The sequence below is a fragment of the Neobacillus rhizosphaerae genome (assembly GCF_050477885.1).
Lineage (GTDB): Bacteria > Bacillota > Bacilli > Bacillales > Cytobacillaceae > Neobacillus > Neobacillus rhizosphaerae_A.
The window spans coordinates 1-9,963 of the sequence record NZ_JBCNAC010000176.1 but is presented as its reverse complement, the minus strand read 5'-3'; the positions used below and the strand labels follow the sequence as shown (position 1 = coordinate 9,963).

Here is a 9,963-nt window from a genome sequence, read left to right as displayed (position 1 = left end):
ACATTTGCCTGTCGGGGCTGTTCAAGGCGCTTGCGCTTTTCTTAGTGTCAAATTTTATTTTATCGTAATTAGAACTGAAAATCATTCCTTATTTACTAAAATTGACCAATATATATGTGAATTTGACTTCATCAATGCAAGTTTTTCATCAATGGTGGAGATAATAGGAATATTGAAGAAAGGGCAGGGGTGACAAGAATATGAGGTCAAGTGAAAAAGGAATGAACATCCAATCCATGGAGGGCAGGATTTTCGGCGTTGATTTCCATGATTTTATCCAAAAAGAACAGCATGCCACTTCGTTTGAGCTTGCATCAGAATTTGGATTAACGATCGGAGATGTCAGAAAGTTAAAGAAACATTTAGAGAGATCCTAAAACTCTCTTGACATTACTATCAATGCTCCGTATTATTATATAAATATAAAACACATACATGGTATAACCAATGATGGAGCATAGTAATTAAGCAAACACATGAAAAGAGAGGAAATGCCTTAGGCTGAAAGCATTTCTACATGAGCCTTAATGAATGAACACTCCGTAGGCTTCTCTCTGAAAAAAGTACTTCTAGTAGGAGATGAACGTTACAGGCGTTAACTGTAAAAGAGGAAGGGCATGGAATAGTTCATGTGCACTTCAACTAGGGTGGCACCGCGGGATATAAACTCTCGTCCCTTGTATATTTTGTATACAAGGGATGAGAGTTTTTTTGTTTTGTTAACAGGAAAAAAATTACATACATGTGAAATGTGAAGAGGAGGTAATCTACTATGTCTATAAGTATTCCTAGAGGAACACAGGATATTTTGCCTGGTGAAGTAGAGAAGTGGCAGCTAATTGAAGCAAAGGCAAGAGAACTTTGTGAAAAATATCAATATCAAGAGATTCGTACTCCGATCTTTGAACATACTGATCTTTTTTCAAGAGGTGTGGGGGATAGTACGGATATCGTTCAGAAAGAAATGTACACATTTGAAGACCGTGGAAAACGAAGCATCACCCTGAGACCAGAAGGAACAGCGGCCGTCGTTCGGTCTTTTGTTGAAAAAAAGATGTTTGGCTATGCCAACCAGCCAGTCAAACTCTACTATATGGGGCCGATGTTCAGATATGAACGTCCTCAGGCCGGTCGATTCCGTCAGTTTGTTCAATTTGGAGTGGAAGCATTAGGCAGTAACGATCCAGCTATTGATGCAGAAGTCATCTCCTTAGCGATGAACTTGTATAAAGAGATGGGCTTAAAACAGCTGAAATTGATTATTAACAGCCTTGGTGACAAGGAGAGCCGAACTGCCCATCGTGAAGCGTTAGTAAATCACTTTAAACCAAGAATCGGTGAGTTTTGCCATGACTGTCAAAACCGACTTGAGAAGAATCCATTAAGAATCTTGGATTGTAAACAGGACCGTGACCACGAACTAATGAAAACGGCGCCTTCCATCTTGGAATATCTCAATGATTATTCAAAGTCTTATTTTGAAAAATTACAACAGTATTTAACACAGCTTGATATTCCATTTGAAGTCGATGCCAATCTAGTTAGGGGTCTTGATTATTATAATCACACGGCGTTTGAAATTATGAGCAATGCCGAGGGATTTGGAGCCATTACTACCTTATGTGGGGGCGGTCGCTACAATGGACTTGCTGAGCAAATCGGTGGACCTGAAACGCCAGGAATTGGATTTGCCTTAAGTATTGAACGATTTATTGCTGCACTTCAGGCTGAAGGTATTGAACTAGAAGTGAATCAGGGAATCGATTGTTATCTAGCTGCATTAGGTGACGAAGCAAAGGATTATACAGTAGGACTTCTACAGCAGCTTCGAATGGCTGGTTTTTCGGCAGAGAGAGATTATCTAAACCGCAAAATTAAAGCACAATTTAAGGCAGCTGACCGTCTACAAGCAAAGTTTGTAGCTATTCTCGGGGATGAGGAACTAAAAAACAATAAAATCAACGTGAAAAACATGGCGACAGGTGAACAAGTAGAATTAGACTTACTGTCATTCATAAAACAATTTCAGGAATTGCAATCTTAAAGGGGGATAATTTCAATGCAGGGAAGATCGTATTTTTGTGGTGAAGTTCCAGAAACAGCCGTTGGCGAAAAGGTAACATTAAAAGGGTGGGTTCAAAAAAGACGTGACCTAGGTGGCTTAATCTTTATCGATCTTCGCGACCGCTCTGGGATTGTTCAGGTAGTGTTTAATCCGGATTTATCATCGGAGGCACTGCAAACTGCTGAAAAGATTCGTAATGAATATGTTCTCGATATTGTTGGAACAGTTGTCAGCCGAGAAGCAGGAACAATTAACGAAAACTTAAAAACAGGAAAGATTGAAGTACAGGCAGAAAAAGTAACGATTATCAATGAGGCAAAGACACCTCCATTTATGATTTCTGATAAGACAGATGCATCTGAGGATGTTCGTTTAAAATACCGTTACCTAGATTTCCGTAGACCAGTTATTTTTGAAACCTTAAAAATGCGTCATCAGGTAACAAAACAAATTAGAGATTTCTTAGACTCTGAAGGGTTCTTAGATATTGAAACACCAATCTTAACAAAAAGTACTCCAGAGGGAGCACGTGACTATTTAGTACCAAGCCGTGTTCACCCTGGTGAATTCTATGCACTGCCACAATCACCACAGCTATTTAAACAATTGCTGATGGTAGGTGGAGTGGAGCGTTACTACCAAATTGCCCGTTGTTTCCGTGATGAAGATTTACGTGCAGACCGTCAACCTGAATTTACCCAAATTGATATTGAAACAAGCTTCCTAAGCCAAGAGGATATCATGGGAATGATGGAAACAATGATGTCAAAGCTAATGAAAGAAGTAAAAGGAATAGACATTCCAGCAGCATTTCCTCGTATGACTTATGATGAAGCGATGAGCCGTTACGGTTCCGATAAACCAGACACACGCTTTGGACTGGAACTTGTTGACCTTTCTGAGATTGTGAAGGATTCTGGATTTAAGGTATTTGCTGCAGCTGTTGCCAATGGCGGACAAGTAAAAGCAATTAATGTAAAAGGTGCGGCAGAAAAATATTCACGAAAAGACATTGATGCCTTAACTGAATTCGTAGCTGTATATGGTGCAAAAGGGCTGGCTTGGCTTAAAGTAGATGCTGAAGGACTAAAAGGGCCAATTGCGAAATTCTTCTCTGAGGAAGATGTGCAAGCACTTACATCAAGTCTGGAAGCTTCTGAAGGTGATTTACTCTTGTTTGTTGCTGATAAAAAGAGTGTAGTCGCTGATTCTCTTGGGGCGCTTCGCTTGAAGCTAGGGAAAGAGTTAAATCTAATTGATCAAAGTGTGTTCAATTTCTTATGGGTCACAGACTGGCCATTGTTAGAGTACGATGAAGAAGATGGCCGTTATTATGCTGCCCATCATCCATTTACAATGCCATTTAGGGAAGACCTTGAATTGTTAGACTCTGATCCTGGAAAAGTACGTGCTCAAGCATATGATCTTGTGTTGAATGGATATGAGCTTGGCGGCGGTTCACTGAGAATTTTTGAACGTGATATTCAAGAGAAGATGTTCAGCATCCTTGGATTTACTCCTGAAGAAGCAAAGGAACAATTCGGTTTCCTATTGAATGCATTTGAATACGGTACACCTCCACATGGTGGTATTGCCTTAGGTCTTGACCGTTTGGTTATGCTGCTTGCTGGAAGCTCTAATTTACGGGATACTATTGCATTTCCAAAGACTGCGAGTGCAAGCTGCTTGTTAACAAATGCACCGGGTGAGGTTTCAGAAGCTCAATTAAAAGAACTGAATTTGTCATTAAATGTTAATAAATAACAAGAATTCGCTTTCATGAATCCTTGAAGCAGACTTATTAATGTGCTATGATTAAGTCAATCAAGAAGAGTCCTGAAATGTACGTTGTGTTACCTGAAGTTTTGACCGAACATTATTTATTCGGGAGTCCGGAGTTTATCTGATTGCGTAAATGCCTCACCCTTTGACGGGTAAGGGGACTTACAAAATCGGGAACAGGACACCCACCTGCTAGGTGCGGGTTCAAAACGAAGGATCATAAGCGACGGCATAATTGGGACTCTTCTATTTATTTTTTTAACAACAACCTCCAGCAAAATTGCCATGGAGGTTTTCTTTTGCTCATTATCTTCATAATTCCTATCTAAATACTTGTTTTTATATGATTGTATGTTATATTTTTTAGGGTAAAAGATAATAAAAGATAAAAATGAAAATTATTTTGTGGAGGAACATCATGCTACATCAATTTTCCCGTAATGAGCTTGCCATTGGTAAAGAAGGCCTCGATATCATGAAAAATAGTACGGTTGCTGTTTTGGGAATCGGGGGTGTCGGTTCGTTTGCTGCTGAAGCTCTTGCTCGTTCTGGCGTTGGCCGTTTAGTCCTAATCGATAAGGATGATGTGGATATTACAAACGTCAACCGTCAGCTAATTGCCTTGCTTTCAACGGTAGGTAGACCAAAAGTAGAGATTATGCAGGAACGGATTAAAGATATAAATCCAGACTGTGAAGTGATTGCCCTTAAGATGTTCTATACAGAAGAAACGTACGAAGAGATTTTCGGCCATAAGTTAGATTTTGTTGTGGATGCTTCCGATACGATTATGTATAAAATCCATTTAATGAAGGAATGTTTAAAACGAAATATCCCTATTATTTCGAGTATGGGAGCAGCCAATAAGATGGATCCAACGCGTTTCCAAATTGCGGATATTTCTAAAACTCATACGGATCCAATTGCAAAGGTAATCCGGACTAAACTTCGTAAGGAACGAATCCATAAAGGAATTCCGGTTGTTTTCTCTGATGAAAGTCCAATTGTGGTTCGTGAGGAAGTTGTAAAAGTAGTAGGGAAAGAAAACGCGCCGATTCGTAAGGCGAAAATGCCGCCTGCATCCAACGCCTTCGTCCCATCAGCAGCCGGTCTGATCATGGCCAGCTACGTTGTTCGTGAGTTATTAAAGGATATTAAAATTACACGTGTATCTGATGAAAAATAATTGATATGTAGGCCCTAATCATGATGGTTAGGGCCTTTTTATGTTGAGTTTAAGTTAATGAATGTGTTGAGCTGAAGTAGAAGTGTGGTTCTACGCTACGTGCCCGAACCCATGATGGAAAGAATGAATGGGTAACGTAGAAAGGTTCTACGTGCCCGAATCTATGATTAAAAGAAGGAATGGGAAACGTAGTGGGGTTCTACGTGCCCGAATCTATGATTAAAAGAAGGAATGGGAAACGTAGAAGGGTTCTACGTGCCCGAATCTATGATCAAAACAAGGAATGGGAAACGTAGAAGGGTTCTACGTGCCCGAATCTATGATCAAAACAAGAAATGGGAAACGTAGAAGGGTTCTACGTGCCCGAATCTATGATCAAAACAAGGAATGGGTAACGTAGAAGGATCCTACGTACCCGAACCCATGATTAAAAGGAGGAATGGGTAACGTAAACAATACCTACTCAAAATATAACCACCGGCCATATCCAGTTGCTTCTAAGTTTTCCTTTAAAATACGTCTTGATAACTTTTTAGAATTTATCACATTACACCACTCATGGATTAGAGTAGTTGTAATTTTTATTTCAGGAAATAGAAGTCTTAGCTCCTCTACACTCCTTAAAATACCAGTTTCAAGTTCTTCCTCATATCCACAATCTACACATACCAGTTTCTTATCATCTTTACAAATTAAAAAAGAATTAGATTCAGGACAAAGAATTCCTTTTTGCATTTGTTCAATTCTATATGGTGGAAAACGTGAATAGGGGGATTTATTTTGATGCATCGAGATTAATGTTTCTGCAAGTTCTCTGTGATTAGAAGTTAATTTTGAAGGTAGCTGGTTTAACTTTTTCATATAGGTATTAAGTTGAGTTGAATAAATAATTGGTTTGTTCAGAGGGGCCTGATATAAGGTGAACTCGGGGTTAATGAAGGTTACATTTCCTTCTATCGGTTAATAAAAACCAATATTTTTGATTAGCTGGCGTAAAAGAGTTGAACTTCGTTTTAATTGATCTAATGGATTCTGTACTTCGTCCCTGGATAAAGTAAAAAAACTATCTTTTTCATAGTAATAGTTCCCCTCAAAATTTTTTACTTCAAAAGGAAAAATTGTACTTTGAGAAATAGTTAACGTATCAATTTGGAAATTCGCATTGTTAAAATCCAGGCATAAATCGTTGATAAAATACAAATCATTTTGTAGCTTACTAGTATATTGGTCAAACATCACCTCACCTTGGTATCCTTTTTCAAGTTTTAAATAGTATTTTTTATCCTTTGGTGACAAATTCGTTCTCATGAATAGTGATTTCATAATGATCAATTCATTTGACTTATAGCGCGGCTTTAATAGCATGGGCCACATCCTTTCTTTTTTACATGTACAATCTTATTTTATTAAAAAATTCTTTAAACCCCTTATAATTATGTGAATATTTTGTTAACGATTTACGAACCCATGCTGTTAAAGAATCAGGAAAATTCTTTTAAGATAATGTACACTATAGTGGACGGCTTATGAGAGGAGAGGGAAATTGGAAACAATCGTAGAGTTAAAAGATGTAACCAAAGTGATTAAAGGAAGAACCATTATTGATAATATTAGTTTTAAAGTGAATAAAGGCGAAGTTTTCGGCTTCCTTGGTCCGAATGGTGCTGGGAAAACGACGACTATTCGAATGATTGTCGGTTTAATGGGAATCACCTCAGGAGATATCCTCATCGGGGGATCAAGCATCAAAACTGATTTTGAAAATGCCGTTGGACATGTGGGGGCTATCGTCGAAAATCCGGAAATGTATAAATTTTTTACCGGTTATCAAAACCTCGTCCACTATGCGCGGATGGCAAAAGGAATTACAAAGGAAAAAATCGCTGAAACAGTGGAACTGGTTGGATTAACAGATCGTATTAATGACAAAGTAAAAACCTATTCACTTGGAATGCGGCAAAGATTGGGGTTAGCTCAATGTCTTTTACATGATCCAGCGGTGTTAATCCTGGATGAGCCTACCAACGGTTTAGATCCTGCAGGAATACGAGAAATCCGTGACTATATTCGTCTATTGGCACGCGAAAGAAATATGGCAGTTATTGTTTCAAGCCACTTGCTATCTGAAATGGAAATGATGTGCGACCGAATTGGGATTATCCAAAATGGACAGCTAATCGATGTTCAACTTGTCCGAGAGTTTGTCCAGAGCACAGAAACTATCTATGAGATGGAAGTGGTACCGAGCGACCAAGCCTTGCTAATTGTCCAAAACCATTATCCGAGTATCCGGGTGAACCGCTCTAGAAATGGGATATCAGTAGAACTTTCTAAGGAAGACATACCAAACCTTGTAAAAGCTTTTGTCGCTGATGACATTCAAGTATACGGAATCAAAGAAGTAGCGAAAACACTAGAAGATCGCTTCCTAGAAGTAACGGCAGAAAAGGAGGCGTAACTCGTGGGTAATTTAATCAAGAATGAATGGATGAAAATTTTTAGACGTCCTGGGACCTATGTGATGATTGCTATCCTGGTCATTTCTATAGCAATAGTAGGTTTTGTAGTTAAGTATCAACAAAATGGGATGGATGTGTCCGAGGATCCCAAATGGGAACAAGTCCTACAAGAAGAAAATAATGCATTAAAGCAGCAAATGGACCAAAGCCGGACAAAAATCGAAAAGCAGTATTTTAAAAGAGAAATAGCGATTAATGATTACCGAATCAAGCATCATATTCCGCCAAGAGAAAAATATTCGGTTTGGTCATTCGTAAAAGATTCATCACAGCTAATTGTGTTAGCCGGGTTATTAATCATTATTGTGGCTGCTGGAATTGTGGCCAGTGAGTTTAACTGGGGAACAATCAAACTGTTATTGATTAGGCCTATCAGCCGAACGAAAATTTTACTATCTAAATATTTGACTGTATTGCTTTATGCCCTATTAATGCTAGGTATCCTATTTGTCTTTTCAACTGTACTCGGTGCATTACTGTTCGGCATGCCAGACAATGCGGTCCCGTATTTGAATTATAATAATGGTCAAGTAACTGAGCAAAATATTGTTTTCCATTTATTAATCTATTATGGTTTAAGCTCAATTGATATGATAATGCTGGTTACAATGGCATTTATGATTTCTTCAGTCTTCCGTAATAGCTCACTTGCCATTGGTTTATCCCTATTCCTATTGTTCACTGGAGGTCAGTTGACTACTCTACTGTCCATGAAATTTACCTGGGCAAAATACCTCCTGTTTGCTAATACGGATTTAATGCAATATGTGGAAGGAACGCCATTGGTGAAAGGAATGACCCTGTCCTTTTCCGTGCTTATGCTGTTGGCCTACTTTGCCCTATTTCAATTTCTCGCCTTTTTTGTTTTTCAAAAACGAGACGTTGCAGCATAAGAAGATTAAAGAAAAGGTGTCAGGCACCACTATCCTTTGGTGCCTGACACCTTTTTAGCTTTTTCGTATTAGTTTTTCATAGACTACCGCAAGTGCCTGTTCAAATTTCCCGGTTTTCTTCGGCTGGTAGTAGTGCTTGTTTTTAATTCTGTTCGGCAAGTATTGCTGCGGAACCCAGCCATTTTCATAGTTGTGCGGATATAAGTATTCGATTCCTCTGCCTAGCTCTTTCGCTCCCTTGTAGTGGGCATCCTTTAAATGATCAGGGATTTCACCTACATTCCCTTTTCGGATATCTTCAAGAGCGGTATCGATAGCCATAATAGCAGAGTTCGATTTAGGTGATAAGCATAGTTCAATGACGGCATTGGCAAGCGGGATTCTTGCCTCAGGAAAGCCGAGTCGTTCTGCCGTTTCAATCGCTGCTAACGTCCGTGGTCCTGCTTGTGGATTGGCAAGTCCAACATCCTCATAGGCAATGACGATTAGTCTGCGACTGATACTGACAAGGTCCCCTGCTTCAATGAGCCTGCCAAGATAGTGTAGAGCCGCATTGGCGTCACTACCACGGATGGACTTTTGAAAGGCAGATAAAACATCATAGTGACCATCTCCGTCCTTATCCGCTGCTATGCTTTTCTTCTGTAGACATTCCTCGGCTGTTTCTACATCAATTATAATGATGCCATTTTCATCTTCGTCAGTAGATAGAACGGCTAATTCAAGTGCGTTTAATGAGCTTCTGACATCCCCATTCGATGCATTGGCGAAATGTTGTAAGGCTTCGTCAGTCAAATTCACCTTTAATTTGCCCAGTCCGCGATCCTCGTCTCCAATCGCACGGAGCAATGCCTGCTTCACCTCATCAGGTGTTAGTGGTTTAAGCTCAAAAATTTGACAGCGACTACGAATCGCAGGATTAATCGCATGGTAGGGGTTACTTGTGGTTGCACCGATTAGCGTAATCATCCCATTTTCTAAATAGGGAAGCAAAAAATCTTGTTTTCCTTTGTCCAAACGATGGACTTCATCCAAAAGAAGAATCACTTTTCCTGACATTTTTGCCTCAGCTGCTACAATTTCCATATCTTTTTTATTATTTGTTACTGCGTTTAAGGTTCGAAAGGCATATTTGGTACTTCCAGCAATGGCACTTGCAATCGATGTTTTGCCAATTCCAGGTGGTCCATATAAAATCATGGATGTAAGCTGTTTTGCTTTCACCATTCTAGCAATGATTTTTCCGTCACCAACCAAATGCTGCTGGCCTACGACTTCGTCAATCGTTCTTGGCCTCATCCGAAAGGCCAAAGGCTTTTGCTGCATAATCATCTCTCCAAAAGGAATTTCATTTTTATTCGTGCTTTTTTTAGGATAAGGATAGAAAAATTCGACTTTGAGAACTGTCCAGCTCCAGCGCCTAGCCAGTTTTCATCCTGAATAATCTACCTTGAGTATCTTGTAACAATCATGGCTTGATAAAGCGATGATTGTTACAGCTCGGGTCAAATAACCTTC

10 protein-coding genes, 1 other RNA gene and 1 other annotated feature are annotated in these 9,963 nt (G+C 39.3%); of the genes, 8 read left to right on the top strand and 3 right to left on the bottom strand.

Annotation, left to right across the window (positions count from 1 at the left end):
• The 6 genes from ABES03_RS23660 to ABES03_RS23635 all read left to right on the top strand — a co-directional run.
• The coding region (locus ABES03_RS23660) for a hypothetical protein (RefSeq protein WP_430121313.1) at positions 1 to 193 on the top strand (193 nt) is incomplete at its 5' end.
• Positions 194 to 200: 7 nt separating this feature from the next.
• Positions 201 to 377, top strand: a complete 177-nt coding sequence (locus ABES03_RS23655) for a hypothetical protein (RefSeq protein ID WP_309860420.1) — start codon at positions 201 to 203, stop codon at positions 375 to 377.
• 61 nt (positions 378 to 438) lie between these two features.
• Positions 439 to 681: a binding site (T-box leader), on the top strand.
• 91 nt (positions 682 to 772) lie between these two features.
• Positions 773 to 2,044 carry a histidine--tRNA ligase gene (gene hisS, locus ABES03_RS23650; RefSeq protein WP_430121311.1) on the top strand — a complete coding sequence of 424 codons (1,272 nt, stop codon included), beginning with the start codon at positions 773 to 775 and terminating at the stop codon, positions 2,042 to 2,044.
• A gap of 15 nt (positions 2,045 to 2,059) precedes the next feature.
• Complete coding sequence (gene aspS, locus ABES03_RS23645; protein WP_430121309.1) at positions 2,060 to 3,829, top strand: aspartate--tRNA ligase; 1,770 nt, start codon at positions 2,060 to 2,062, stop codon at positions 3,827 to 3,829.
• Between the two features lie 66 nt (positions 3,830 to 3,895).
• A non-coding RNA gene (gene ssrS / locus ABES03_RS23640) (6S RNA) lies at positions 3,896 to 4,093 on the top strand.
• 172 nt (positions 4,094 to 4,265) lie between these two features.
• Positions 4,266 to 5,033, top strand: coding sequence for a tRNA threonylcarbamoyladenosine dehydratase (locus ABES03_RS23635; protein ID WP_308083058.1), 768 nt, complete (start codon positions 4,266 to 4,268; stop codon positions 5,031 to 5,033).
• 459 nt (positions 5,034 to 5,492) lie between these two features.
• Here the strand turns inward: ABES03_RS23635 and ABES03_RS23630 are convergent, their stop codons facing one another.
• Together ABES03_RS23630 and ABES03_RS23625 are read right to left on the bottom strand one after the other, a co-directional pair.
• A complete protein-coding gene (locus ABES03_RS23630) occupies positions 5,493 to 5,768 on the bottom strand; it encodes a hypothetical protein (protein ID WP_430121307.1) in 276 nt (91 codons plus the stop codon).
• A 225-nt stretch (positions 5,769 to 5,993) separates the two neighbouring features.
• Entirely contained in the window at positions 5,994 to 6,398 is a 405-nt protein-coding gene (locus ABES03_RS23625; RefSeq protein WP_430121305.1) for a nuclease-related domain-containing protein, read from the bottom strand.
• A 178-nt stretch (positions 6,399 to 6,576) separates the two neighbouring features.
• Between ABES03_RS23625 and ABES03_RS23620 the strand changes: the two genes are divergently transcribed.
• Positions 6,577 to 7,491, top strand: a complete 915-nt coding sequence (locus ABES03_RS23620; RefSeq protein WP_430121303.1) for an ABC transporter ATP-binding protein — start codon at positions 6,577 to 6,579, stop codon at positions 7,489 to 7,491.
• 3 nt (positions 7,492 to 7,494) lie between these two features.
• Complete coding sequence (locus ABES03_RS23615) at positions 7,495 to 8,445, top strand: ABC transporter permease (protein ID WP_430121301.1); 951 nt, start codon at positions 7,495 to 7,497, stop codon at positions 8,443 to 8,445.
• Positions 8,446 to 8,499: 54 nt separating this feature from the next.
• On the opposite strand, the gene ABES03_RS23610 is transcribed toward ABES03_RS23615, so the two are convergent.
• Positions 8,500 to 9,771, bottom strand: a complete 1,272-nt coding sequence (locus tag ABES03_RS23610) for a replication-associated recombination protein A (protein WP_430121299.1) — start codon at positions 9,769 to 9,771, stop codon at positions 8,500 to 8,502.
• Between the last annotated feature and the right edge of the window lie 192 nt (positions 9,772 to 9,963).

Coding starts and splice junctions, on each gene's coding strand:
- ABES03_RS23655 (WP_309860420.1), top strand. CDS start 201: ATGAGGTCAAGTGAAAAAGGAATGAACATCCAATCCATGGAGGGCAGG.
- hisS (WP_430121311.1), top strand. CDS start 773: ATGTCTATAAGTATTCCTAGAGGAACACAGGATATTTTGCCTGGTGAA.
- aspS (WP_430121309.1), top strand. CDS start 2,060: ATGCAGGGAAGATCGTATTTTTGTGGTGAAGTTCCAGAAACAGCCGTT.
- ABES03_RS23635 (WP_308083058.1), top strand. CDS start 4,266: ATGCTACATCAATTTTCCCGTAATGAGCTTGCCATTGGTAAAGAAGGC.
- ABES03_RS23630 (WP_430121307.1), bottom strand. CDS start 5,768: ATGCAAAAAGGAATTCTTTGTCCTGAATCTAATTCTTTTTTAATTTGT.
- ABES03_RS23625 (WP_430121305.1), bottom strand. CDS start 6,398: ATGCTATTAAAGCCGCGCTATAAGTCAAATGAATTGATCATTATGAAA.
- ABES03_RS23610 (WP_430121299.1), bottom strand. CDS start 9,771: ATGCAGCAAAAGCCTTTGGCCTTTCGGATGAGGCCAAGAACGATTGAC.